The 25,699-nt window shown below is 38.6% G+C and carries 20 protein-coding genes and 1 riboswitch; of the genes, 7 read left to right on the forward strand and 13 right to left on the reverse strand.

Going from position 1 to position 25,699, the window contains the following annotated elements; genetic code table 11:
* The 4 genes from EGI31_RS00005 to hslU all read left to right on the forward strand — a co-directional run.
* The coding region (locus EGI31_RS00005) for an immunoglobulin domain-containing protein (protein WP_255035052.1) at positions 1 to 2,467 on the forward strand (2,467 nt) is incomplete at its 5' end.
* Positions 2,468 to 2,495: 28 nt separating this feature from the next.
* Entirely contained in the window at positions 2,496 to 5,414 is a 2,919-nt protein-coding gene (locus EGI31_RS00010) for a DUF11 domain-containing protein (protein WP_255035053.1), read from the forward strand.
* A gap of 126 nt (positions 5,415 to 5,540) precedes the next feature.
* The gene (locus tag EGI31_RS00015) at positions 5,541 to 7,526 is read left to right on the forward strand and encodes a T9SS type A sorting domain-containing protein (protein WP_255035054.1); all 1,986 of its coding nucleotides are present in this window, start codon (positions 5,541 to 5,543) and stop codon (positions 7,524 to 7,526) included.
* Between the two features lie 332 nt (positions 7,527 to 7,858).
* Complete coding sequence (gene hslU / locus EGI31_RS00020) at positions 7,859 to 9,235, forward strand: ATP-dependent protease ATPase subunit HslU (RefSeq protein ID WP_262925348.1); 1,377 nt, start codon at positions 7,859 to 7,861, stop codon at positions 9,233 to 9,235.
* Positions 9,236 to 9,320: 85 nt separating this feature from the next.
* On the opposite strand, the gene EGI31_RS00025 is transcribed toward hslU, so the two are convergent.
* Positions 9,321 to 9,851: a thioredoxin family protein gene (locus tag EGI31_RS00025; RefSeq protein WP_255035055.1), complete on the reverse strand. Its 531-nt coding sequence runs from the start codon at positions 9,849 to 9,851 to the stop codon at positions 9,321 to 9,323.
* A 49-nt stretch (positions 9,852 to 9,900) separates the two neighbouring features.
* Positions 9,901 to 11,784 carry an NADP-dependent phosphogluconate dehydrogenase gene (gene gnd / locus EGI31_RS00030; protein ID WP_255035056.1) on the reverse strand — a complete coding sequence of 628 codons (1,884 nt, stop codon included), beginning with the start codon at positions 11,782 to 11,784 and terminating at the stop codon, positions 9,901 to 9,903.
* A gap of 146 nt (positions 11,785 to 11,930) precedes the next feature.
* Between gnd and EGI31_RS00035 the strand changes: the two genes are divergently transcribed.
* Positions 11,931 to 13,121, forward strand: a complete 1,191-nt coding sequence (locus EGI31_RS00035; RefSeq protein WP_255035057.1) for a M20 metallopeptidase family protein — start codon at positions 11,931 to 11,933, stop codon at positions 13,119 to 13,121.
* Positions 13,122 to 13,519: 398 nt separating this feature from the next.
* Here the strand turns inward: EGI31_RS00035 and nth are convergent, their stop codons facing one another.
* From nth to EGI31_RS00065, 6 genes are all read right to left on the reverse strand, one after another.
* Complete coding sequence (gene nth, locus EGI31_RS00040) at positions 13,520 to 14,206, reverse strand: endonuclease III (protein WP_255035058.1); 687 nt, start codon at positions 14,204 to 14,206, stop codon at positions 13,520 to 13,522.
* 99 nt (positions 14,207 to 14,305) lie between these two features.
* Positions 14,306 to 15,409: a vWA domain-containing protein gene (locus EGI31_RS00045; protein ID WP_255035060.1), complete on the reverse strand. Its 1,104-nt coding sequence runs from the start codon at positions 15,407 to 15,409 to the stop codon at positions 14,306 to 14,308.
* 2 nt (positions 15,410 to 15,411) lie between these two features.
* The gene (locus tag EGI31_RS00050; RefSeq protein ID WP_255035061.1) at positions 15,412 to 15,597 is read right to left on the reverse strand and encodes a hypothetical protein; all 186 of its coding nucleotides are present in this window, start codon (positions 15,595 to 15,597) and stop codon (positions 15,412 to 15,414) included.
* The gene (locus EGI31_RS00055; RefSeq protein WP_255035062.1) at positions 15,594 to 16,163 is read right to left on the reverse strand and encodes an ATPase; all 570 of its coding nucleotides are present in this window, start codon (positions 16,161 to 16,163) and stop codon (positions 15,594 to 15,596) included. Before EGI31_RS00055 ends, EGI31_RS00050 begins: the two co-directional genes overlap by 4 nt.
* 114 nt (positions 16,164 to 16,277) lie before the next feature.
* Positions 16,278 to 17,414, reverse strand: coding sequence for a carboxynorspermidine decarboxylase (gene nspC, locus EGI31_RS00060; RefSeq protein ID WP_255035063.1), 1,137 nt, complete (start codon positions 17,412 to 17,414; stop codon positions 16,278 to 16,280).
* A gap of 91 nt (positions 17,415 to 17,505) precedes the next feature.
* Positions 17,506 to 19,467 carry a TonB-dependent receptor plug domain-containing protein gene (locus EGI31_RS00065; RefSeq protein WP_255035064.1) on the reverse strand — a complete coding sequence of 654 codons (1,962 nt, stop codon included), beginning with the start codon at positions 19,465 to 19,467 and terminating at the stop codon, positions 17,506 to 17,508.
* A gap of 65 nt (positions 19,468 to 19,532) precedes the next feature.
* A riboswitch (cobalamin riboswitch) is annotated at positions 19,533 to 19,735 on the reverse strand.
* 84 nt (positions 19,736 to 19,819) lie between these two features.
* On the opposite strand from EGI31_RS00065, the gene EGI31_RS00070 reads away from it, so the two are divergent.
* Positions 19,820 to 20,164 (forward strand): GIY-YIG nuclease family protein, encoded by a 345-nt coding sequence (locus EGI31_RS00070; RefSeq protein WP_255035065.1) that lies wholly within the window; start codon positions 19,820 to 19,822, stop codon positions 20,162 to 20,164.
* Between the two features lie 483 nt (positions 20,165 to 20,647).
* Here the strand turns inward: EGI31_RS00070 and EGI31_RS00075 are convergent, their stop codons facing one another.
* On the reverse strand, positions 20,648 to 21,877 hold the full coding sequence (locus tag EGI31_RS00075) for a saccharopine dehydrogenase family protein (RefSeq protein WP_255035066.1): 1,230 nt from the start codon (positions 21,875 to 21,877) through the stop codon (positions 20,648 to 20,650).
* Between the two features lie 906 nt (positions 21,878 to 22,783).
* Here EGI31_RS00075 and EGI31_RS00080 point away from each other — a divergent pair.
* The gene (locus EGI31_RS00080; RefSeq protein WP_255035067.1) at positions 22,784 to 23,521 is read left to right on the forward strand and encodes a 3-keto-disaccharide hydrolase; all 738 of its coding nucleotides are present in this window, start codon (positions 22,784 to 22,786) and stop codon (positions 23,519 to 23,521) included.
* Between the two features lies 1 nt (position 23,522).
* On the opposite strand, the gene EGI31_RS00085 is transcribed toward EGI31_RS00080, so the two are convergent.
* The 4 genes from EGI31_RS00085 to EGI31_RS00100 all read right to left on the reverse strand — a co-directional run bounded on the left by EGI31_RS00085 (position 23,523) and on the right by EGI31_RS00100 (position 25,683).
* Entirely contained in the window at positions 23,523 to 24,002 is a 480-nt protein-coding gene (locus tag EGI31_RS00085; protein ID WP_255035068.1) for a hypothetical protein, read from the reverse strand.
* 267 nt (positions 24,003 to 24,269) lie between these two features.
* A complete protein-coding gene (locus tag EGI31_RS00090; RefSeq protein WP_310586141.1) occupies positions 24,270 to 24,776 on the reverse strand; it encodes a fasciclin domain-containing protein in 507 nt (168 codons plus the stop codon).
* 339 nt (positions 24,777 to 25,115) lie between these two features.
* Complete coding sequence (locus EGI31_RS00095; protein ID WP_255035069.1) at positions 25,116 to 25,487, reverse strand: energy transducer TonB; 372 nt, start codon at positions 25,485 to 25,487, stop codon at positions 25,116 to 25,118.
* Between the two features lies 1 nt (position 25,488).
* Positions 25,489 to 25,683: a hypothetical protein gene (locus EGI31_RS00100; RefSeq protein ID WP_255035070.1), complete on the reverse strand. Its 195-nt coding sequence runs from the start codon at positions 25,681 to 25,683 to the stop codon at positions 25,489 to 25,491.
* Positions 25,684 to 25,699 lie beyond the last annotated feature (16 nt).

Consider the following 25,699-nt stretch of genomic DNA (forward strand, 5'->3'; position numbering starts at 1 on the left):
TATGAACGCTGTTCCAAATGACACAGTTTGTCATACTGAAACAGTAGCTGCTAAAATATTTACAGGTACCTTATCGACAGGATACTCTTGGACAAATAGCAATACTAGCATTGGTTTGGCTGCAAGTGGTTCAGGTAATTTACCAGCCTTCACAGCAATAAACGCAGGAACGACACCAGTCACCGCTACTATTACGGTAACACCATTAATCAATAGCTGCCCAGGAAATACAGAAACATTTACAATTGTTGTAAATCCAATCATTACTATGAATCCTGTTTCAAGCGATACAGTTTGTAACAATGGTACAGTTCCAGCAAAAATATTCACAGGAACATTATCAACAGGATACACTTGGACGAATAGTAATACCAGCATTGGTTTAGCAGCCAGTGGCTCTGGTAATATACCTACATTTACAGCAATAAATAACGGAACAACTCCGATTACCGCAACAATTACAGTTACTCCATTAATCAATGATTGTCCAGGAAATACCCAAACATTTACAATCACAGTATTGCCACAATTGGGAGCCGATATCGATTTGGCTGATATTACCATTTGCCAAACTGGAACCATAACACTCAATGCACAAGTCTCGAATCAAAACGGACCAGTTCGTTACCAATGGCAGTCTTCTTCAAATGGAACCACCTGGTCTTCCATGTCTGGAGAAACCAACCCTATCTTGAGTCTAAACGGTTCTATCGTGGATACAACTTACTATAAAGTAAGTGTTCAGGCAGTAGGAATAGGTTGTAATTTTAGAGATTCTGATAGTTCGAGGGTAATTGTTCTACCTAATTTGAGTGTTACTGTTAATATTCCAAACACCACTGTTTGTGAAAACGCAAATCTTATTCTAAGAGCCAATACTTCAAATGGCACAGGTACAATAACTTACCAATGGAGATCGTCAACCAATGGAATTTCATGGAACCTCATTTCAGGTGCAACAGCTGATACATTAATCGTGCCAACTTCGGCGGCCTATTTAGGAGCTAATTTTTATCAAATAATTGCCACTGCAGGTGGTATTGGCTGTGGAGCATCAGATCCTGATGTTGCTGTTGTAACAGTCGTGCCAAATATTTCTGTTACCATTGATATTCCAAATGTTACAGTTTGTGAAGGTGCATCAGTAACTTTAACGGCAACCAGATCCAATGCCACTGGAACGTTTAGTTACCAATGGCAGTCATCATCTGATAGTCTTTCATGGACAAACATCTCTGCTACAGGCCTAACATTTAACCCTTCGTCCTCTAGTCCTGGTACTGTTTATTATAGAATTATAGCTTCAGCAAGTGGCTTAGGTTGTGGTTCTGATACTTCGTCTGTAAGCAAAGTTATTGTTGTACCAGGTTTATCAGTTAGTGTAAACTTGACCAATACAATCCTTTGCCAAGACACTGACCTGATTTTTAGAGCTAACCCAACAAATGGCACAGGAACATTAAGCTTCCAATGGAGGAAATTTAATGGTGTTTCTTATAATAATATTTCTGGTGCGGTAGCGGATACGTTGGTAGTACCCACTAATATCCCTGGTATAGATTTGTATCAAGTTGTCGCAACAGCCTCAGGCATTGGTTGCGGAACTGCTACATCAGCTTCGGCCACGGTAACTATAAATCCTAATCCTGTGATTTCTTTAGATGGCGGTCAGTTTTGTACAAATACCTCAATAAATTTAACCTCATCAGGTGGCCAAACTTATGCTTGGACAGGTCCTAACGGTTACAACTCAAATGTACAAAATCCAACCATAGCCAATGCGGACAGTACGGCACATCAAGGAATGTACTATCTAACCGTCACAAACACATTTAGTTGTACTGCCAATGACTCTGTTTTTGTAGATATTTTACCACTTCCAAATGCCCCTACAGTTGCAGGTGATAGCAGTTGTGGCCCTTCAAGTCTATTATTGACTGCATCTAATTGTAATGGAACAATTAATTGGTACGACCAACAATTTTCTGGAAATAGCTTGTTAAATGGCACAACTTTTGCTACAACAATACTGAATGAAAGCCAGAATTTTTTCGCTTCGTGCATTTCAACTAATAATTGTTCTAGTCCATATAGAAGTGTGGTCTTGGCCAAAATAAAAGAGTTCCCGACGACAAACATACTATCGATTGACCCGACTTGTGCAGGTACATCGGTATTAAACAACGGAAGTCTGATATTGTCAGGATTTAAAAATGGGGAAACCTATTCTTTCAATATAGGATCAACTTATAACGCCACATTGGCCAATACGCCAGCGGTTATTCCAGCAAACGGTAGAATAACCAACTCGCTAAACGGCCCGGCAAAAGGTAGCCCACAAATATATACAGTTAGAATAATTAGTGCTGACGGATGTCCAATAGAAAAAACAGCGACAATAGAAAATGTTTGTCAAGATTGTGAAGTATTGTATTGTCCACCAGCAACAGTAGAAAGAACGAATTAGAAACATAAACAATTAATATTTATTTAACATGGAAAACAATTATTTAAAAACCAGATTTGCGTCTGTTTTTGAAAGGGACAGAAAGATGTGGACCCAAATCCTCCTCCTCGGCTTCCTTATGTTGTTTGCTCATTTGTCAACTTATGCCCAACCCTGTAACCCAGACCTGGCCATGACCATTACGACCTATGATGCATCGGCAGAAACAGTTAGTGATGCAAAAATCAGAATTTCAGGTATCACCAACGGAAACTATAAGGTTGGTTATAGTGCCGGGGCTACTTATAGCGGGCCAGGATTCGCCGCTTTGGGCCTTTATTCTGCTCTTACAAATGGATTTATAGCAGAAACCCTCGCTGCTCCAAGTGCAGCACCTGGTACACAATATACTGTAAGGGTATTCAACGAAACAGGATCTTGTTTCACAGACTCCACATTCTATTTGCCATATGTTAACTATAACTATGCCCCAACTTATGTTGATTTAGAAGCCACCATAACGCGTTCTCCTGCTGGAGATGTGCCTTTAGGTTCTTCAGTTACATTGACTGTTGCAGTTAGGAACAATGGTACTTTAGATGCAACAGGTGTTGTTTATCAGATTGGAAGTGCCTTAGATTTAACCATGACAGCCAATTCAACAGCCACTGGAACCTATGTTCCTGGAACAGGAGTTTGGACCATTGGAGCTCTAAATGCAGGGCAAACCGTGAGTTTAACGCTAACATACACTGTCAATTCCCGTGGAATAAAGGAGATCACAGCGGAAGCAACAGCTTTAGATCAGATAGATTTAGACTCTACACCAACGGCGAACCCCGAAAACGAGGACGACGAGGCACAAATATGTATAACAACACATAGGGATTTCTGTAATGGAGATGAATATACATTTGCTTTGGTTAATGGTAATTATACAGGTGTAGTTTGGCAAAGAAGTACAGATAATGGTACTACTTGGACAACAATTTCTGGTAGCACTCCAAACTATGAAATAGCTGCTTCTGGTGCTTTGATAATCAAGAGTGTTGGCGATTACAAATATTACAGAGACTCATCAGCGACTTCTTGTGGTTATGAAGGATGTTGTCCAATTAAGGTAATTCCAGGATTACCACCTATTCTCACTACACCTACCAACGAAGTAATTTGTTTTGGACAGCCGTCTCCTGCAATTGCTTCTACCAATACACAAACGGGTTATACTGCTACAGATCATACTTTGTATGGCATATCGACTCCAATAACTGGATTCTTGGCTGACCAAGGTGTTTTCAAATATCAGTGGTACAACAACAATGGCCCTAGTAACAACAACACCAATGCAATACCTGGTGATTCTACCCTTGCATTGGAAACGTTCCCTACTGCAGCTGGTATTTATAACTACAGATTGATCTCTGTACAAGCTGGTCATACTTCATGTACGGACACTGTAGATGTTGAATTCAGAATTAACGAAACTCCAGTTGCTTTTGCATCTTCTAATACTCCTATCTGTGCTGAAGATACTATAGAGTTGTTTAGCCGTAACGATGCCGTTAACAACCCAATTAACCCTTTTGGACCTGCAAGCTTCCAATGGTGGGGACCAGATTCTTTCACAAGTTCTGACTCTGTTACCACTAGATTAAATGCTACTGAGGCAATGGAAGGAAACTATTTTGTAAGAGCCTACTACACCCTAAACGGTAGAGTTTGTGCCGACACAATTTCTATTCCTGTGGTTATTAACCCATTACCAGACAAACCAAATGGTATTGATACCACATATTGTAGATATATAGCCGGAAAAAGACTCTCTGCTATACTTTCGGTTCCAGTTATAGATCATACTGGTGATAGTTTAAGATGGTATGAGGCTTCAAGCTTAGCGGATGTTTATGCTATTACCGACAAACCGGACACTACTTCATTAATTGGATACAATGTTGGACCTTATGCAGACACAGACGAAGCTCCGGGTCAGTACAAATGGTGGGTTACTACAGTTGATGCTTTAGGCTGTCAGTCACATATAGATTCCGTCATAATCACCATTCGAGATAAACCAGTACTACCCGTCGTCCGAGACTTGGCATTCTGTCAAAACTACCCATCTGTGCCACTCACGGCAACGACTTCGACCGGCGGTGTTTATGGATTAATTTGGTATGGAGAGGATAAATCAGTTATTCCAGGTGATACTGCGGCTACATTCCCGGCACCTGCTACTGATTCTGTGGGAACATTTACATTCTGGGTTTCGCAATTTGATACTGTAACAGGTTGTCAATCAGATACGGCCGATTTTGATGTCTTCATAAAAGATACACCAGACGGTCCAGCGGTGGTAGAACCAACCTATTGTTTGAACGAAACTCCCGTACCATTGATTGCCACACCAGTAATTACAAATACCGTTTCGAATGCGTTGAATACCCTAACTTGGTATTGGAATGGAACTACCTCAGGTACAGCTCCTACACCTCCAACCACTTTACCAGGTGCATCGTGGGCTTATGTGTCACAAACTACGCTATATGAGTTACCTGGTGTCGATACTCTAAATTGTGAGTCACCACAGTCACCTCTTAAAATTACGGTCAATCCACTTCCTGTGGCCAGCGTAATCCCAGTAAGTGCATTGTGTATTGGTACAATCTCTCAAAACAACGGTATGCTAATTGTTACCCGATACAGAGATACAGATCAGGCTGCATTTAACATCGGAGGATCTTTTACAGCACCTGGTACATTTGCAGTTATTCCTGCCACTGGTATTATTTCACCAGCAGCAGGTTTACCAAACCCAACGGGAGCTTCACAAGATTACACCGTAAGAATCAAGAATTTCCATCCTGGCGGTTTCGAATGTTTCATAGACGTTACAGTTCCTTTGGTTAAGAAAGACTGTACATGTCCTGGTGGATATTGTGAGCCAGCTGTGGTTACAAAAACCAAATAATTCGATTGGTTAGATTTGCTGAAGTAGCATTTCTTAAAAAATAAATCAAAAGTAAATACCTGAAATTAAACCTTCGGGTATTTACTTTTTACAACAAAGAGTAAAAGAATAAAAAAACATAAAAAAATGGAAAAATTCTATTTGAATTTCCGTTATCCATCCACAAGAATAATAACCTTAGTTTTAGGAATACTTTTCTTTTCGTTTTTTGATTCAAAAGCCGAGAGAAACGATTCTTTAAGTGCTATTTGTAAGCGTCCGACCTTTACTACCCGTCACAACGACGTTTCGTCACCCACTACTAGCGATGGACGACTGCTCATTACCACTATTGACTACGCCACACATTACGAAATTATCGAAGGCAATAATACGCCTTTTGACTTTGCCCAGTCTATTCCATTACCGCCACAACAGTTCGAAATCGAAATAAAAAACATTTCAAATCCAATCGGCAAAAAAATTTATAGAATTAGACTTTATAACGAAGGCCCTGACTGTTACACCGACGAAGTTGTTACCTTCGAACACATGAATTTTGCTGTAGACAGGGATTTTGCAACAGTTGAACTCATTCAAGGTATCGACAATTCTACTCCTAAAATTGGTGAATTAGTTACCTTTACAGCCATTGTTCAAAACAAAGGCACCAAAACTTCTGAGGATATCGAGGTGCGAGTAATCCAAAGCCTTAGCCTCGAAACCGTCAATTTTTATACAGAAAAAGGGCAGTTTACTTCGGTAGGTAATATTTGGAGAGTTGGAAAACTTACTGGTGGTCAGTCAGTTAAATTGGTTTTACGTCTAAAAGTAAAAGCCACAGGCTTGTCTTATATGTCATCCTTCATTTCACAAGAAGGTAATAAAATTCATGAGTATGTAGATGCTCAAGCTTCCGGGGTTACAGGAGCTAAACGTAGCGGTACCAGCTGTGTTACAGTTCCTATCGCCATAAATTCTGACGAGGTTTATAAGATGGTTTTGAAACAATACAAAGACGTAAAATGGTACTACAAAGATGCATCTGGTAATTTTTCTGAGATAAATGATAAAACAAATCCCGCTTTAGCTGTTATCAATCCTGACAGTTCACTCACTATCAAACAAGGGGGAGAATTTTCTTTCTCGAAAAAAGTTGGTGACTGTAACATCAGTAGTTGTTGCCCGGTTATTGTGGAGTCTTGTTCTGGTCCGCCCATTGTAGTCGACTCGGTTTATTGTAACACCACAGTCGATAGTTACAATATTGTTGTTCATCTCGAAAACGATAAATATAGCCTTATCGAGAAAGTGTTTTTTGCAATGTCAAATCTCAACTTTCCAGTTCTTACCAACTATCTAAGCCGAATTAACACCCTACCACTAACCTCTAGCTCGGGATTTGTTACCTCTTTGGGCAACAGTTCTTACCGCATCGAAAACGTACCTGCATTTATGCCAAACGTAACTTTGGTTTCTAGCGATTTGACCGGAAAGTGTCGAAACGTTAGAATAGTAAACGCTCCAAACTGCACCAAACCTATAGGTATGCCAGTTTTGGATGAAACCGTACAGTTTGTAGATGCTGGTCAGATTCCACCTGCCTTTTTAGTGATAACCAAAGAGGCTGGCACTGAAATAGTTTGGTACGAGGACGAACTAGCACAGAAACCATTGCACACAGGTAAAAAATTCAGAGCTAAAACACCTGGCACTTACTATGTGGCTTTTCGCGATAAAAAAACAAAGAGCGTAGGACCAACTGTTAAGGCCTATTTGAAAGAATTGGCTGCGGAAAAACCTGGTAAGTTTGGTGGTGAAGATGTTTGTGATTGTGACAACCCATTAATGGTTCCTCAGGGCGACTTAGGCGATTTAACCTCTGCCAAGGCCTATCCCAATCCAGTAAGTGATTTACTAACAGTTGATTATAGAATACCAAAAACTGCCGCCAAAGCTGCACTGAATTTCTCAAATGTGAACGGTAAACAAATGAAATTGATAGAGTTAGCTAAAAATACAAATTCTGTAAAAGTAGAAACCAACCGTTGGGCAGATGGCACATATTTTTATAGTCTCATAGTGGATGGTATCCGTACCTTCAGCCAAAAAATCATCGTTTCGCATCAGTAATTTTTTATCCAAACAAAAATCTAGGGAACAGAAAGGAACCGAAAAGAGTACTCTTTGCGGAACTTTGTGTCCCCCTTTGTGTAACTTAGTGTAATAGCCCGCCTTTATATTTTCTACACAAAGAAGTTAAGGAATTGATAATTAACTCTTTGTGTAACTTTGTACCTTCTTTGTGTAACTTCGTGTAATAGCAAGATTTCTAAATATTAAGGCCAAGTGCTAAAATCAATACATAACTTTAAATAATATTCGCAAGATCAACCTTTTTTGGATATTCATATTGAAAACCCTCAATTTTTGCGTTTTTTTGTAATCAATTTCAAAAAATCTGAATGAACAAAATAATAGACAACCTCACTCCAGGCCAAATAGTAGCTGAATTAGACAAATACATTATTGGACAAAAAGACGCCAAAAAAAATGTAGCCATAGCACTTCGGAACCGATGGAGAAGGATGAATGCCACACCTGAAATGCAGCAGGAGATTATTCCAAACAATATTTTGATGATTGGCTCTACGGGTGTGGGTAAAACCGAAATAGCCCGTCGATTGGCAAAAATTGCCGACGCACCGTTCACCAAAGTGGAGGCCTCGAAGTTTACAGAAGTAGGTTATGTGGGCAGAGACGTAGAAAGTATGGTTCGTGATTTGGTAGAACAAAGCATAAACATTGTCAAGACTAAAAAGAAAGATGAAGTAAAAATAAAAGCTACTGAAGCAGTTGAAGACAAAATATTGAACATTCTTATTCCGCCAGTTAAAAAATCAGGAAATAAAAATGCGGATATAGATTTAGACGCTCAAGAAGACACTGAATTGAATCAAGAAACCAGAGAGGCGTTTAGAAATAAACTCAAAAACGGCGACCTCGACAATAGAAAAATTGAAATAGACGTGTCGGGTGGCAGTATGGCTCCAATAGGAGTGATGGGCGGACCCATTGACGACGTTTCTATGATGAACATACAAGAAATGATTGGCGGCTTTATGCCAAAAGGCAACAAAAAACGTAAAGTAAGCATAGCCGAGGCACGTAAAATATTGATGGAGGAGGAATCTGCTAAACTCATCGATATGGACGAAGTGAAAGAGGAGGCCATCTGGAAAGCCGAAAATCTCGGAATGATTTTTATTGATGAAATAGACAAAATAGCATCTTCGGGTGGAAAATCCGGCCCAGATGTGAGTAGGGAAGGGGTCCAGCGAGATTTATTGCCAATAGTGGAAGGCTCCACTGTCAACACCAAGCATGGTGCCATCAAAACCGATCATATTTTGTTCATAGCTGCAGGTGCATTTCATGTTTCTAAGCCATCAGACTTGATACCAGAACTCCAAGGCCGTTTTCCGATCAGGGTGGAGTTAGAAGCCTTAACCGAAGATAATTTTTATCATATCCTTAAAACTCCTAAAAATGCCCTGACCAAGCAATATGTGGCTATGTTGGAGGCTGAAGGAGTAGCTTTAACATTCAGTGACGAATCTTTGAGAGAATTGGCTTCTCTTGCGTTTCAGGCAAATTTAGAAGTTGAAAACATCGGTGCTAGAAGACTTCAAACGGTTATGTCACACCTTTTGAATGACATCTTGTTTGATGTGCCAGAAAAAATACCTGCGGGTTCTGAAATAGAAATCTCCAAGGAAATGGTGTCGGAGAAACTCTCCAGCCTTATAAAAAACAAAGATTTAAGTCAGTATATTTTGTGACGGACTTTGAAGATGTCCGCAATGAATAAATTTGACAAAAAAAATGACCTCCGAGAGGTCATTTTTTTTGAATATCTGTAAGGTCTTAAATCGTTTTCTTGGAGAATAGTTTGCCATAAATATTGGCCTTGTAGTTTTCAAACTGCTCCTTTTTGTGGTAATTACCGCCAAAATAAGTTATGATTTGGTGAAAATCTTTGGCATTCATATAGCCAGGCAAAGGCTGAATCATGTTGAAACCTTCGTCTAAATATACGATACTCGGGTAACTCATTTTACCTTGCAAAAGAGCTATTGCAGCTTCATTTGAACGATTAGCGGCATCATATTTGTACACTTTTGGGCCAATTTTGATGTCTTTCGTTGATTCCGCATCTAGTTTTACAGCATAATAGTTTTGGTTGACATATTTTATAACTTCGGCGTTCGTAAAGGTTTCTTTGTCCATTACTTTGCACCATCCACACCAACCAGTGTACACGTCTATCAACACTTTCTTTGGCGTTATTTTCTGTTTCGCATATGCTTCTTCTAATGTCATCCAGTTTATTTTTGTCTGGGCGTTTCCTACTGCTATTGCTATCAAAACTATAAGAAAAGTCAATCTAACTTTCATAAAAACAATTCATTTTTAAATGATTAACGCAAAATATGTTCCAAAAATTTTATTCCCATATCGTATGAAAAAACTTACCTCTTTCAGCATCGATTCGTTGATAAGTGTGGGCACCAAAAAAGTCCCTTTGTGCCTGAATCATATTGGCGGTATGAACATCTTGGTTGAGGGTATTTATGTAGTCATTGGCCGAAATCATGCAAGGAATCGGTAATTCTGCCTCCATGGCCGCTATACAAAAACGCTTTAGATCACCCTTGAATTCAACAATTTGTTGTTTTATTTCTATTACATCAAAAAGGTCTTCAGCTGACTCGAAGTATTCCTGAATATTCTCCATCAAGGTACTTCTTATTATACAGCCATTGGTCCAAATTCGGGCTATTTCAGAAAGGTTAAGCGACCAATTGTATTCATCAGATACGGTTTTTATCAATCCAAAGCCTTGTTGATGGTTCAAAATCCTTGCCAAAGCATAAGCTTTTGCGACTATTCCCAAATCCAGCGGTTTGCTCTCAAATTCTGTATTTGATGGAACATTCAAATATTTTTCTCTAACTGTTGAGACGTATCTTGCAAATAAGGCGGAGGTAATCAATGTGGCCGGAATTCCCATTTCGGTGGCAGTGACGGTTGTCCAGTTGCCCGTACCTTTGTTACCGGCTTGGTCTAAAATTATGTCTATCAACCATTTTTCGTTTTCTTTTTTGGTCAGAATTTTGGCCGAAATTTCTAGCAAGTAGCTCTTCAATTCACCAGCATTCCATTGGTGGAATATTTCAGAAATTTCGTCTGGATTGAGACCATTTTTATATCTCAAAAGTGCATAAACCTCAGCAATTTGCTGCATTTCAGCATATTCCACACCATTGTGCACCATTTTTATGAAATGTCCAGAGCCATCTGGTCCAATGTAAGTGCAGCAATTCCCCCCATTTTTATCTTTAGCCGCTATTTTATTCAAAAATCTTTCGATGTTTTTGTAGGCAGCAGCATCGCCAGATGGCATGATTGAAGGGCCTTTCAATGCTCCTTCTTCACCTCCAGATACCCCAGTGCCAATAAAATGCAAGCCACTTTCGGCCAGATAGTCCATTCTTCTCTTTGTGTCTTTGAAATGAGAATTTCCGCCATCAATCAGAATATCCCCTTTTTGAAGATAAGGCTTTATTTTTTCAATAAATTCGTCTGTTTCCACACCGGCTTTTATCATTAAAAATATTTTCCGTGGTGTTTGTAATGACTTGCAAAATTTCTCCAAGTCTTCAAAACCCTTGGCTGAATTTAGCTCATCGTGACTTTCAATGAATTTTTCGGCCACTTTCACCTCTTTGTCTTCAACAAAACGGTTAAATAACGAGAGTTGGACCCCGTTGTTGGCCAAGTTACGAGCCAAACTTTTGCCCATAACACCCAAACCAACAAGACCAAACTCGCTCAAACTTATTTTTTCCAGGGTTTCTTGAATCATTTCTTCAGGGGATTTTGTCAGGTCTATCTCATGTGCATTTTGGGGTTCTTCAAGTGTGTTGAACTGGGAGTCCAGTAATTGACTCGGCATAAAATGCCCTTTTCTCGCATTCATGCGGGCCTGAATCACATCTTTGGTGCCTTTGAGATAAACAAAAACGATTTCGTTTTCTATATTTTTTGAAAGCAGTATTCTGTATTTTTCTTTGAGTGCTGAACAGGCAAATATCCCCGACTTTTTATCAGCCACCAATTTTTGTGCGGCCTCATTGATACTTTCTAGCCATTCAAATCTATCCTCATCGGTCAATGGGTTGCCTGCGGACATTTTGGCGATATTGGTTTCAGAGTGGAAATGGTCGCCATCGTAAAATTCTAGGCCTAATTTCTCAGAAAGTTGAAGGCCGAGTGTAGTTTTGCCACTACCCGAAACCCCCATTATTATATATATCTTGGTGTTCAAAAATTTAAATTTTTACCCAAAAATATGCTCTTTTTGTCTAATTCTGCCTTTTTTTACGGAAAAAACTTATTCCAACGAATTTAATTTGGCAATAGTCCGATTCTTTGGACGCTTACCTTTAATTTTGGTTTGAAAATAAGTTTGATATGTCTGTAATTGAAAAAATAAAAAAACTCGCCAAGGAAAACGCCGAAAATACTATTCGACAGAGAAGGCATTTACACCAAAATCCAGAACTTTCATTTTGTGAATTTGAGACGGCAAAGTTTATAGCTAAAGAACTACGAGCACTTGGCTTGGAACCTACAGAGGGTGTGGCGGGAACGGGTTTAGTAGCTCTAATTGAAGGTAATAATCCTGCGAATAAAACCATTGCTTTAAGAGCAGATATAGATGCACTACCTATTTTGGAGCAAAATGATGTCGCATACAAGTCTAATAATGAAGGGGTTATGCATGCTTGCGGGCATGACGTACACACCTCATCGTTACTTGGTGCTGCCAAGATTCTGGTTGAACTTAAGAATGAATTTGAAGGTACTATAAAGTTGATTTTTCAACCTGCCGAAGAAAAAGCTCCTGGAGGTGCCTCGCTTATGATAGCCGATGGTGTTTTGCAAAATCCGGAGGTCAATGGAATTATAGGCCAGCATGTGGCTCCGAATATACCGGTTGGAAAAATCGGTTTCAGAGAAGGCATGTATATGGCCAGTACAGACGAAGTCTACATGAAAATTATCGGTAAAGGAGGCCACGGTGCAGCTCCTCATCAGGCGGTTGATCCCATTTTGGCGTCCTCACATATTATAGTAGCTTTACAGCAAATCATATCCAGAAACAGAAATCCATCTTTTCCATCCGTATTAACGTTTGGGAAATTCATTGCCGAGGGTGCAACAAATATTATACCCAATGAGGTGTATATTGAGGGTACTTTTAGATGTATGGATGAAAGCTGGCGAGCTGAGGGACTTCAGAAAATGCAAAAGATGGCTGAAGGAATGGCCGAAGCTATGGGGGCGAAATGCGAGTTCTGGATAGAGAAAGGTTACCCGTTTTTGCAAAATAACCCTGGGCTAACCCAGAGTCTTAGGGCCTATGCAGCAGAATATGTGGGTTTGGAGAATATTATAGATTTGGATCTTTGGATGGGTGGAGAAGATTTTGCCTTCTACAGCCAAAAGGTACCTGCTTGTTTTTACAGATTAGGCACGAGAAACGAGGCAAAGGGAATAGTTTCAGGTGTACACACACCTACATTTGATATTGATGAAGAAGCCTTGGAAATTGGCCCTGGATTAATGGCTTATATGGCTTTGAGGGAGCTAGAACACTGATTCTGCCAGATATTTGTCAATTGTTACCATATATCGAGTAGTCAGTGGGATAACAACGCTTGGCATAATTTTTTCATTAATTTTGATTTATGAAATAATTTATGCAATACTTATTAATTACAATTCAGGTTCTAGGTTCGGTATCTCTTTACTATTGGTTTTTTTTCAATAGTGAGTTTTTTTATTTGCTCAACAAGCACAAAAATGCCCATCCTTTATATTTGTTTTTTTTGCCTCTTCTATTTATTTCTTATCCGGCAATTTTGGCCTTGGCCTATAAGATTGCTTGGGATTTTTTTGATGAAAATGTACAGAATATGGCCTTTTTGATCTCAGTCATACCTATTAGTTTTTTCTTGATTGGATTAGTTGTGCTCAAGAAAATAAAAAGCTTGTAATCAGTTAATTGAGGGTAGTTTTTTGTCTACTTCTACTATACCCAATTTCTGTATTTTTTCGTAAGATTTACATAAAGCAGTTATTCCACATTCGGAGCATTTTGGATTTCTGGCCAGGCAAGTATACCTTCCATGCAATATCAACCAATGATGGGCTTTAGGTATTATTATTTCATCAAAAAGTTTAACCAATTGTTTTTCCACCAATAATGGAGTTTTCGCCTTTAGACTTACCAATCCCAAACGGTGCGAAACTCTGAAAACATGGGTATCCACCGCCATTGTGGGCTGATTATGAATCACTGATGCTATTACGTTGGCAGTTTTTCTTCCTACACCGGGCATTTTGGTGAGGTCATCGATGCTGTCTGGTACTACATTGTTGAATTCTTCTACCAAAATTTTGGCCATTCCCACCAGGTGTTTGGCTTTGTTGTTGGGATAAGAAATGCTTTTTATGTATTCGAAAACTTCGTCAGAATCTGATCTAGAGAGAGTGGTGGCATTGGGGAAACGCTTGAATAATTCTGGAGTAACCATATTCACTCGTTTATCGGTACACTGAGCCGACAGAATCACCGCCACCAATAATTCATAAGGATTAGAATAACTCAGTTCCGTTTCGGGATTGGGCATATTTGCCTCAAAATATTCAACTAGATTTTTATAGCGTTCTTTTAGGGTCATTTTGGTCAATAGCCATTAGCAACTGGCTGATAGCTTAGATGTTAATTATAAATACTTATTTTACTTAACACTCAATACTCAACAAATTTTTTACACAAGTCACTTCACCTTCCTACGTCTATTTCTTTCAAAATCTTCAAGAACGAAACCACCCAGTCCATCAAGGTTACTATAGTAGGCTCGGCCTTTGTTTATTTCGGTAAATTCATGCACAAATTGCTTTAAATAAGCATCTTGTGCTATCATAAATGTTGTTATCGGAATATTTAGCCTTCTTGCTTGTGCAGCAATATTGAAGGTTTTATTTACAATTTTTCTATCTAAACCAAAACTATTTTTATAATATCTGATACCTTCTTTTAGACAAGTAGGCTTGCCGTCGGTTATCATGAAAATCTGTTTGTTTTTCGTTTTTCTTCTTCTCAGCAAATCCATGGCGAGCTCTAAACCGGCCACAGTGTTGGTGTGATATGGGCCAACTTCAAGGTATGGAATATCTTTAAGTGAAATTTGCCAAGCGTCGTTTCCAAAAACGATAATGTCCAAAGTATCTTTCGGGTATCGAGTACGTATGATTTCGGCCATGGCCAAGGCCACCTTTTTGGCAGGTGTTATACGGTCTTCGCCATACAAAATCATGGAGTGGCTAATATCAATCATCAAAACCGTTGAGGTTTGAATGTTTGATTCTCGGTCAGTTACCTCCAAATCTTTTTCATAAATCACTAAGTCATCCCCCATACCGTTGTTTATCTGTGCATTGCGGATAGACTCCGTCATGGCTATTTGGTCGAGGCTATCACCGAATTGAAACGATCGGATATCGCTGCTGTTTTCATCTGAACTACCCGTGTATGCTGTTCTATGGTTTCCTGTAGATTTGGCTCTTTTAAGTTTTCCGAAAATCTCCTCCAAACTGCGTTTACGGATACTCTGCTCAGATTTTGGTGTCATGATCATCTCTCCATCACCCTCAGCCTCAGTCAGATAACCTTTTTCTTTGAGTTCGTCTATAAAATCGGCAATACCATATTTATCGTCAGTGAGTTTGTACTGTCGGTCAAGGTCGTTCATGTAAGCCAAAGCCTCAGAGACATTGCCTGAAAATATCAAAAGCAGTTGCTGAAAAATATCCAAGAGTTTCTCGAAACCTGTATTTTTCTTTTCGTCTGGCTTGAAGTCTGAAAACTGAAATCCTAGCATGATTATTTTTCTGTTTTTTGATATTTAACCTCTGGATCAGCCAAAAAAGGGTCTAAGTGTACGATTTTGCCGTCAATTGAACTAACAATTGGAGTCTTTTTATATTTCTTGTATTCTACCATTTTTTTGTAAGAATCCTCCATCCCTTTCAAAACTTTGTCATGTAATTGAAATTCTGACTTTTTCATATAGTATTTTTTGAAATTAAACCCCAAATTTTTTCATCCAAGATATTATAATTCAATGAATTACCTTCGGCTAATATTTTCGATTCATTTTGTGAATTATCTATAAAAATCCACTCATCAACAATCGCCAAATAGATTTTGAATAAGTTTTTCAAACCATTAGAGTATCTTCTTAAAATTGTTTCTTCAGGTATATTATGTCCACCTTCAATTACTCTTGTTTTGACCCTCTGTAGTGCCAAGCTAGGTGAGTTCAAATAAATGAAAATAAGGAATGTTTCGTAACCATTCACCTTTGCTTTTAACAACAAGTTTTTATAGCTTTTTGTTGCCAAGGTAGTTTCAAAAGCGAAAGTTTCTCCTGCATCCATTAAATGGTTAATTCTAGAGAGCATTATTCTGCCTGCCTCTAAGGCTACACTCTCTGGCTTAAAAGGGGAAAGTGCTTTAGCGATTTCATCGGCATTCACAAACTCTCGACAATCCAACAACTCAGGCAAAAGCGATTGCGAGGCAGTTGTCTTACCAGCTCCGTTTGGTCCTGCTATTTCGTAGATTCGTTTCATAAATGTGAAAGTCTTTGATAAACCTGAAATTACTATCTCTTTGTTATTTCACTTAATTAGACAAAAAATCTGTGAAAATCTTCTAAATCAGTGTCATCTGTGTTCCAAAAAAACCTAGATTTTCTCCTTAAAACTCTCAAAACCGAAGCTTTTTACCAATTCAAAAGTATCGTCTTCATGCCATATACCAATCGATGGCAATCCAACTCCATTGAATGTAGTGGTTTTTACCATAGTGTAATGTATCATGTCATCGAAAATGACGGTATCTCCAATTTCTAATGGTTTGTCGAATGAATATTCAGACATATAATCGCCTGCTAAACAGGTCATTCCACCTAGTCTGTAAGTTGGTTTTCCTTCGATGGCATCTGTAGCTCCCCAAACTTTTGGCTTGTAAGGCATTTCTAAAGTATCTGGCATGTGGGCCGCAAAAGAGATGTCTAATATTGCCACATCCACTCCTTGGGCATCAACAATATCCAACACTCGGCTTCTCAAATACCCAGTTTGCCATGCAATTGCAGAACCCGGTTCTAGAATAATATCAATGTTATAGGTGGCTTTGAGACGTTTAATAGTGGCTATGAGGTGAGCGTGGTCGTAACCTTCTTTGGTCATGAGGTGTCCGCCGCCCAAATTCAGCCATTTGATTTGATGCAACAAATCACCGAATTTTTCTTCGATATGTACCAGAGTTCTTTCCAAAACATAGGAATCATTCTCGCACATGGTATGTGAGTGTAGGCCTTCAATTCCGTCAGGTAAGCTATCACCAAGAGCCTCTCTCGTAATACCCAATCGAGAACCCACCACGCAAGGATTGTACATATCCGTACTTACTTCGGCGTATTGGGGGTTGATTCTCAATCCCATAGATATTTTTCTGTCAAAGGCATCCACTTGTCCTTTAAACTGATGAAATTGATTCAAAGAATTGAAAGTAATATGTGAACTATAACCCATCAATTCTTCAAATTCCTCTGGTTTGTATGCTGGTGCGTAGGTATGTGCAAGGCAATCCATTTCTTCAAAAATGAGTCGGGCTTCGTTTAGCGAACTAGCCGTAGCTCCCGAAAGGTATTTTTTAACCATCGGAAACATCTTGTACATCGAGAAACCTTTCAAGGCCAGAATGATTTCTGCACCAGATTCGGTTTGAACTCGGTTGATCAATTCAAGGTTTTTGCGAAGAAGTTTTTCTTCTAAAACGTAGCATGGAGAAGGTATTTGTGAGAAGTCGATTGCCATTTGTTTGGTTTTTTATGCGAAAATACTCAATCAAAAAAATACCGCCAAAGAAATTAAATCTTTGACGGTAATAATGTCGGTATTTCGAAAATTATTTTGTGAAGCTCAATCCAAATAATGCTGTAAATGGTCTAGACGAATAGCCGTAAACCTCGGTAAATGATTTATTTGTAATGTTTTGGATGTTCAGAAATAATCCAACCGTCTCATTTATTTTATAATTCCAGTTGGTATGTATTTGTGTAAAACCATCAAGAATTACTGCCTCGTTGGCAAATGTCGCACTGTTATAAAACAAATCGTTTCTTTTGCTTAAATGTTGAGCAGTTACCGAACCTTTGAGTTTTGTACTAATGCTGTAAGACGCTGTAAGATTAAAATTGTGATTTGGTCTTCTCAGAAAAGCATTGATTTCTTTGGCGAATGATTTTAAATCATCAGATATTTTGCCATCCAAGAAAGTATAATTGCCTGAAAATGTGAATTTCTTGCAGTTTAAGTTTCCGTCAACTTCCAGCCCTTGGTTCTTTTGTTCAGCTAGATTGGTGTATTGCCCATAGGGTGGTTGGTTTGTTGAAAGAAACGAAATAAGGTCAGTATATTGCCTATTAAAATATACCATTCTCAAGTAATTCGACTTCGATTTTCCGAAAAACTGCCAGCCCAAATCAACAGTTTTAGCATTTTCAGGCTTCAAGTCAAGATTGCCATATGGCGAATACAATTGATACAAAGCGGGATTCTTAAAACTACTCGAAGCAGTTGCAAAAAACTTGATGTAGTCGTTTACCACAAAAAATGGATTTACGGAATAGGTGAAGTTATTGCCGTAAACAGAATGATTGTTCAACCTTCCGCCTAATTCCAATCCTAGTCCGTTTACTAGATTTACATTTAAAGAACTATATACGCTTTGGTTATCTATGTTGGCCATATCCGCCAAAATTGGAGTGTCAGTATAAGGCCCAAAGGCACTTATTGAAAAGTAGTCATAAGCCATGTTCTGGGCTCGGTAATCGGCTCCGATAAGCCATTCTGTTGTCTTGTGCAATTTGAAATTTGTAAAAATCTCTGCATAAGAGGCTTTGGATGTGTAATCTGTGTTTGAATATTTTGCAAAGGCACTTGCTACTACGTCGCTACTGTCGTTTTTGAAATTTCGGTAAGTTTGGTTATATAAATAATTGAAAACCAACTTTCCTTTAGGTAATTCCAATGTTAATCCACCTCCAACTTGATTGTTTTTGCTCAAATACGTATAATCTTTATCGTCCACAAATGCACCTTCGTCTAGATCAGTTTTGTAGGTATTGAATCTGTATAATCCATTAATGCTTAGTTTTTTAGTTAATTCATGGGTAATAGAAAGCTGAGAGTTTGAGGTTTTGAATCCATCGTTTTCAAACTTGTCTGCATCGTTTTTTGTTGCGGCTGTTGAAAAACCTCCCGTGCTAGCCAACGACTGTGAGAAATTATAGTTCGTTCTGTTTAAAGTGCCAAAAATACCAAAGTTAGCCTGTAAAGTATTCTGAGTTCCTGCAGCTAAACTGGCCGAAATGCTTTGTTTTTCTTGGCTTTTTCGGTTGGTAATGATGTTTACTACACCACCGATAGCGTCTGAACCATAAAGACTCGACTGCCCATTTTTCATGATTTCTATTCGCTCAATTTGTTGCAACGATAATAGATTAATGTCGAAAGTGCTTCCAATTCCCGAGGCCTCATTGACTGGAACCCCGTCTACGAGTATCAAAGTGTGGCCAAAATTTACACCTCTTAGAGATACATTTTGTGTACTCCCAGCGGTTTGCCCGCTACCAATTACCATTACACCCACTTGCTGGCTTAGGAGCTGACCGAGACTTAGACCGACATTTGCCTTAATTACCGAGTCCCCGATTACCGTAAGGACTTTTCCTGTTTGATCCAATTTTTGCGGATACTTGTTGGCTGTGATGACCACATCTTGTAATTGGTTTTCAGACTGTGAAAACGCGAAATTTACTTGCAGGCAGAAACCTACAAAAAGGACTTTTTTGAATGTTTGAAACATTTGTTTTTTGTAAAAAAATAAAAAAAGGGCGACCGCTCGTTGCTACACATCCACCGTATGACAGCAAAAAGGATAATTTTGGGGCAGGTCTCCTGGCTTGGTTTTTCATTTTTGCCTTCCCAATAAGTTTTTGCTTATCAGTGGCTTAGTGGTAAAATGAAGCAAATAAACCGCACAGTTGCGGGGACAGCTCACGACTTCAACGTGATTCCCTATTATTCATTCGATGCAAGAAATGCATCTTTGAACCCTAAAACTGAGGCAAAGGTATGATGAAAATTTGGTACAAATTTCGTTGACACGGAATATTTTGTAAGTTTGAGCTGGTACTAAATCTAAAAAAATAAAAGTTATGAAAGGTTGGATGTATATTCTTGAATGTTCTGATGGGTCATTTTATACCGGAAGTACGATAGATTTACTTAAAAGATTTGATGAACATCAGGCCGGTCTTGGTGCCAATCACACAAGTAAAAGGTTACCTGTGAAGTTGATTTACTTTGAGGAATTCGATAGGATTGATGAGGCATTTAATAGAGAAAAGCAAATTCAAGGTTGGTCAAGGGCCAAGAAACTTGCATTAATGCAAAAGAACTTTAACCAACTTCATGAACTGGCAGCATGTCTGAATAATTCACATTCTTCGAGGTATGAGTTTGAGAAGGCCATTAAAGCTAAAATTGAAGAAAAGCATTAATTGTCTTCGGCTAATTTCGGCAAGCTCAATGACCACCGATCAGACAACAGGGCGGTCACTGAGCTGAGACGACGTGCGGTCACTGAGCGAAGTCGACGTTCGATGACTGAGCGAAGTCGACGTTCGGTCACTGAGCGTAGTCGAAGTGACATTGCGGTTATTGGCTACGCCTCCGCTCCGACAACGGTGAGGTCACTGAGCGAAGTCGACGTTCGGTCACTGAGCGTAGTCGAAGTGACATTGCATTTATTGTCTTCGGCTCCGCTCAGACAACGGTGTGGTCACTGAGCGGAGTCGAAGTGCGGTTACTGAGCGTAGTCTAAGTGACATTTGAGTTATTGTCTTCGGCTCTGCTCAGACAACGGTGCGGTCACTGAGCGTAGTCGAAGTGCGGTCACTGAGCGAAGTCGAAGTGACATTTGAGTTATTGTCTTCGGCTCCGCTCAGACAACGGTGCGGTCACTGAGCGTAGTCGAAGTGCGGTCACTGAGCGAAGTCGAAGACATACTCATGCGGCAAAACTCCATCAACTTGCTCGTTCCATGGTAATCCATGCACATTTAGCAATTCCATAAATGGATCTGGATTGAGTTCTTCAACGTTATAAACGCCAGGTTTCATCCATTCTTCATTGGTGAGCATCAACATGGCTCCAATCATTGCCGGCACACCGGTGGTGTAAGAAACGGCCTGTGATCTTACCTCTTTGTAGGCTTCAGCATGGTTGCAGTTGTTCCACACATAATAAGTTCGGTCTTTGCCATCTTTTATTCCTTTTATCTGGCAACCTATAGAGGTTTGTCCTGTATAATTTCCCCCCAAAGACTCTGGTGCTGGAAGGACGGCTTTCAAGAATTCGAGTGGCACAATATCCATACCTTGGAACTTGATAGGAGCTATGCTCGTCATGCCGACGTTTTCCAAAACTTGCAAATGCGTAATATATGCTTGACCAAAAGTCATCCAGAATCTTGCTCTTTTCAAAGTCGGGAAGTTCTTTACCAAGGACTCCAATTCTTCATGATAAAGTACATACGACTCTTTCGGGCCAATATTTGGGTAATCTATGGCTTTGTGAATAGACATAGCTGGTATTTCTACCCATTTGCCATTTTCCCAATAACGGCCTGGCTGAGTGATTTCTCTGATATTTATTTCAGGGTTGAAGTTTGTCGCAAAGGCCTTTCCATGGTCACCCGCATTGCAGTCGATGATATCCAAGTAGTGCATTTCGTCGAAGTAGTGTTTGTTGGCATAGGCGGTAAATGCTTGTGTAACACCTGGGTCGAAACCACAACCTAATAGTGCCATTAATCCAGCAGACTTAAATCGCTCTTGATAAGCCCATTGCCAGCTGTATTCAAACTTCGCCACGTCTTTTGGCTCATAATTGGCGGTATCCAAATAATGCACGCCAGTTTCTAGACAAGCGTCCATAATGGTTAGGTCTTGGTACGGAAGAGCCACATTGATAACCATTTTTGGTCCGAAAGATTTAATCAAGGCAACCAACTCAGGCACATTATCGGCATCAACAGAAGCGGTTTTAATGCTTACACCATGCATTTCTTTTATTTCAGACGCAATTCTCTCACATTTGCTAACTGTACGGCTGGCCAACATGATTTCGGTAAAAACGTTCGAGTTTAAGGCACATTTGTGAGCTACAACTGTTCCAACTCCACCGGCACCAATTATTAGAACTTTAGACATTTATTTGTAGATAGTTTTGATTCGGGTGCAAAAATACTAAATGCAGGAAATATGTAACACATATTTTTGGTTAATGAAGTATTAATTAATCAAATAGTCTTTAAGCGTTCTTTTGGACCAAATATTTTTTATAATTTGCAGCCCTACCATTTGGTCTTGAAAATATATTGATACTATTTATCCAGCTTTGAAAATACATAGAGATTGAACTTTCCTTTAACCTCGCTCAATAATTATCCGAAGTATCGAAATTTTCGACAACATTTTTATGTGCCAGAATTTTTTAGAATGTCCCCTTTTAATAAAATTCTTAGAATTTAATTATTTAAGGGAGACAAAATTAAATTTCCTTCGTTAATGTTGTTGGGTGGCATAGAAATTGGCGTAACACTAACATTAATTGACAGAAGCTATGACTGTAAAAAGATTTTTTATATTAATCGAGAATTTTAAGTTAGTGGTTGCGACAGTATTTTTTATTGCTGTGCTTTCGAATGCAATTTTTTGATTTTTTCTTCGAAGGTCAGATTTCTGATATTTTTCGAGCCTTAATATACCTATAAAGCAATGTCTGAAATTTATAAAAAAATCTTGCAAAACATAGAAATCATTATCTACATTATAATTTTTGTAGTGGCTATTTATATGATTTTGTCTTAAAAACACAAGTCGGTGTAAGCTTCCAAGGTTCCTTTAATTTTCGAAAGAAAATGAAACCAAATCTTGATATTACAAATACCCCGACAATTCGACTCAAATGATTTTGTGATTTGATTTCCTACCATCTTCATGAAATATTCTAAAATGCGGGGTAATCGTTTTAAATTATTAAATTTCAGAAATTTCTAAGTTTGGTTTTTCAAAACCAAGGTTAAATGTTCTCTGGTTTGTTATAAATATCTAATAATGAATAAAATCAATATCACTTTACTGTCTGTGTTATTAACATTTTTTGGCTGTGCTGAAAAAAAAGTAGGTAACAACGAACTCTCAGAGTCTGAAAAAGAGGACGGTTGGAAATTACTCTTCGATGGCAAAACCACCAAAGGTTGGCATTTGTACAACAAAGCCGACGCACCCTCCGCTTGGATGGTAAAAGATGGAGAGTTGTTTTGTAATCCTGACACTTTTGAAGTAGAACACGGCGATCTAGTTTCGGATGCCGAATATGCCAATTTCGAACTCAAATTTGACTGGAAAATTACCACGGCGGGCAACAGTGGGGTTTTTATAAATGTCGTTGAAAATGATACCATTCCTAGAGCTTGGGCGTCGGGTCCTGAATATCAATTGCTTGATCACGAGGGTATTGGTAAAGATTATCTAAAGGATTCGACCAAATGGGCTGCATGCTTATATGGCTTCATGCCTCAAAAAAACGTCTCGAAACCAAAACCAGCAGGTGAGTGGAATCAGTCGAAAATTGTCCAAGACTCTGGTAAAATTCAGTTTTACTTAAATGGTATTTTGACTGCTGAACAAGATTTAAACTCGGAAGCTTGGAAAGCCATGGTGGCGAAGAGCGGATTTAAGTATTTTCCGTTGTTTGGTAAAAGCATTAAAGGTCGTTTGGCCCTGCAAGATTGGTCAAAAGGTGTTTCCTTTAGGAATATTAAGATCCAACAACATTATTGGGCTCCCTGAGTTAAGTTCGGGCGATAATTTCAGAGGCTACTTTTTTAAGTTCAGAAATAGAAGTCCTGGAACTAAGTTTATTAACTTTCAGACGAACTATTTCATTGCCTTTTCGAGCAATTACGAGGCCGAAATTCTCCTTGTCCGTATGAAAAAACGCTTCATCTCCGATGTCTTCAATTTTCTCGAAACCACTTGAGGTTTGATTGGACATCTTAAATTCATCAAAAGTCTTATTGGCAGAGAGTTCACTTTCGTAACTCTCAAAAATAAAATAAAGGGCATGGTTTGCATTTGAGCTGCCAATGTGTGTACTCTTATATTTGTGACCACCAACTTTGGTTTCGTTTCCGCTTTCTATGAGTTGACATGTTTCCCCTAAAATCCTTTCGGCCTCTTGAATGGTCAGTTTATGGCCGCCAAATACATCTTTATCGGTTTTCGAAAAAATCAAAAAAGGAAAAAGAAGGACCAGAATTAAGCTTTTCATGATATTATGATTTTAAGCTGAACAACGTTACTATTTAAAGATAAACTAATTGGCCTTTTGTTGCAAATATTTGGATTATTTATTTTGGCAATTCTGCAGGAGTACTTCTCTGTCTATTAGGTCTTTATCTTGGTGGTTCTCTTACTTTAATATTTTTGACAATTTGAATAGTTTAAGATCTGAGAATCGAAAAATTTAATTCTCAAAAGAAAACATAAAAAAACCTACCCAGGTTGCTGGATAGGTTTTTTCAAAATTCGAGAAGAATTATTTTGGTAATACCACCGAGTCAATTACGTGCACCACACCATTTGTACCCTTCAAATCTGCAGCGACAACTGTAGCCATTCCACCGTTTTCGTCTGTAATAACTACCTTACCACCAGATAATTTTACGCTTAGCTTACCACCACTTACTGTAGTTACGTTTGCTGTACCATTTCCAGCTTTTATGGCGGCTATTACTGCATTGGCGTCGAGATTTCCGCTTACTACGTGATAAGTTAAAATCTTTGCCAGTTGGGCTTTATTTTCAGGTTTCAGCAAAGTTGCCACCGTACCTTCAGGTAGTTTGGCAAATGCAGCATTAGTAGGAGCAAAAACAGTAAATGGACCAGCACCTTTGAGTGTGCCCACTAAATCAGCAGCTTTTACAGCGGCAACTAAGGTAGTATGATCGGGCGAACCAATGGCGATGTCAACGACATCTTTGGTTTGAGAGAAGGCAAACATTGGTGCGAACACCAAGAACAGAGCAGTCATTAAATTTTTCATACTATTATTTAGTTTAATGATGATGTAACTTTGGTGCTCTCGCATTGTTCGAAAGAAAGATGTTATTACATGAATTTTAAGGTGATTTTAATGTGATGGATTTGTTCTATGGTTTTTCAGCCAAGAATTGGGGAAATGAATCTGAAGATGATATTAGAACGAACTCAATTTTTTTTGAATAGCTTAATTTTTTTTGAAACTTAAGAAGATATGAATCTCAATTTATATTCAAAATGTTGCACAGCATTGATTATTTACCAAGGTTTAGAGTTGTCAGCATGTATTCTTTCTGTTTCAAACTATGGCAGTTTCTTACGACCTAATTTTAAAACATTACTATTATTCCAGCTTAAGGCAGGCAATAGGGATTTTTTCAAAACTGTCAATCGCAACACCATTTATTTTTGCGGGAATCCATTTTGGCATTGATTTAAAAACCTTAATTATTTCTTCATCTATTCCAAAACCAGGACTTTTCAAGATTTCAATATTATCTAAAGTACCTTCTTTCTTTACTCGAAAACTAACTACAATTTTTCCTGAAATTCCCGCATCCTGAAATTCTTTCGGCACTTTTAAATTTTGTCCTATAAACTTAAGCATTTCGGTGTTTCCACCTGGAAATTGGGCTCTTGTTGTTTCTTTTGCTATTTCTATTTGTTTTACATAAGAAAAAAATGGTATCAAAATGAGGGCTACTATACTTATCATTTCATTTTATATTAATATTCAAGCCCCCATTTTGACCATCCTTGCCGTCTTCGCCATCTTTGCCATTTTCACCCTTTCCACCTTTTCCGCCATTGCCACCAAAGAGATTAGGTTTCTTTGGCCTTTCAGAACTGTTCTTGTTTATGGTACAAGATGAAAATATTATGATTAAGCAAACAACCAATATTCGTTTCATATTGATTTAAATTTAA

The organism is Lacihabitans soyangensis (assembly GCF_024343775.1).
Classification (GTDB): Bacteria; Bacteroidota; Bacteroidia; order Cytophagales; family Spirosomataceae; genus Leadbetterella; species Leadbetterella soyangensis.

Bases quoted from the DNA above. Each gene is read 5' to 3' on its own strand.
- nspC (WP_255035063.1), bottom strand. From the start codon at position 17,414: ATGGCAATCGACTTCTCACAAATACCTTCTCCATGCTACGTTTTAGAA.
- EGI31_RS00085 (WP_255035068.1), bottom strand. From the start codon at position 24,002: ATGAAAAGCTTAATTCTGGTCCTTCTTTTTCCTTTTTTGATTTTTTCG.
- EGI31_RS00015 (WP_255035054.1), top strand. From the start codon at position 5,541: ATGGAAAAATTCTATTTGAATTTCCGTTATCCATCCACAAGAATAATA.
- EGI31_RS00075 (WP_255035066.1), bottom strand. From the start codon at position 21,877: ATGTCTAAAGTTCTAATAATTGGTGCCGGTGGAGTTGGAACAGTTGTA.
- EGI31_RS00070 (WP_255035065.1), top strand. From the start codon at position 19,820: ATGAAAGGTTGGATGTATATTCTTGAATGTTCTGATGGGTCATTTTAT.
- EGI31_RS00065 (WP_255035064.1), bottom strand. From the start codon at position 19,467: ATGTTTCAAACATTCAAAAAAGTCCTTTTTGTAGGTTTCTGCCTGCAA.
- EGI31_RS00055 (WP_255035062.1), bottom strand. From the start codon at position 16,163: ATGAAACGAATCTACGAAATAGCAGGACCAAACGGAGCTGGTAAGACA.
- EGI31_RS00095 (WP_255035069.1), bottom strand. From the start codon at position 25,487: ATGATAAGTATAGTAGCCCTCATTTTGATACCATTTTTTTCTTATGTA.
- EGI31_RS00080 (WP_255035067.1), top strand. From the start codon at position 22,784: ATGAATAAAATCAATATCACTTTACTGTCTGTGTTATTAACATTTTTT.
- hslU (WP_262925348.1), top strand. From the start codon at position 7,859: ATGAACAAAATAATAGACAACCTCACTCCAGGCCAAATAGTAGCTGAA.
- EGI31_RS00090 (WP_310586141.1), bottom strand. From the start codon at position 24,776: ATGAAAAATTTAATGACTGCTCTGTTCTTGGTGTTCGCACCAATGTTT.
- EGI31_RS00050 (WP_255035061.1), bottom strand. From the start codon at position 15,597: ATGAAAAAGTCAGAATTTCAATTACATGACAAAGTTTTGAAAGGGATG.
- EGI31_RS00100 (WP_255035070.1), bottom strand. From the start codon at position 25,683: ATGAAACGAATATTGGTTGTTTGCTTAATCATAATATTTTCATCTTGT.
- EGI31_RS00025 (WP_255035055.1), bottom strand. From the start codon at position 9,851: ATGAAAGTTAGATTGACTTTTCTTATAGTTTTGATAGCAATAGCAGTA.
- EGI31_RS00045 (WP_255035060.1), bottom strand. From the start codon at position 15,409: ATGCTAGGATTTCAGTTTTCAGACTTCAAGCCAGACGAAAAGAAAAAT.
- EGI31_RS00010 (WP_255035053.1), top strand. From the start codon at position 2,496: ATGGAAAACAATTATTTAAAAACCAGATTTGCGTCTGTTTTTGAAAGG.
- nth (WP_255035058.1), bottom strand. From the start codon at position 14,206: ATGACCCTAAAAGAACGCTATAAAAATCTAGTTGAATATTTTGAGGCA.
- EGI31_RS00035 (WP_255035057.1), top strand. From the start codon at position 11,931: ATGTCTGTAATTGAAAAAATAAAAAAACTCGCCAAGGAAAACGCCGAA.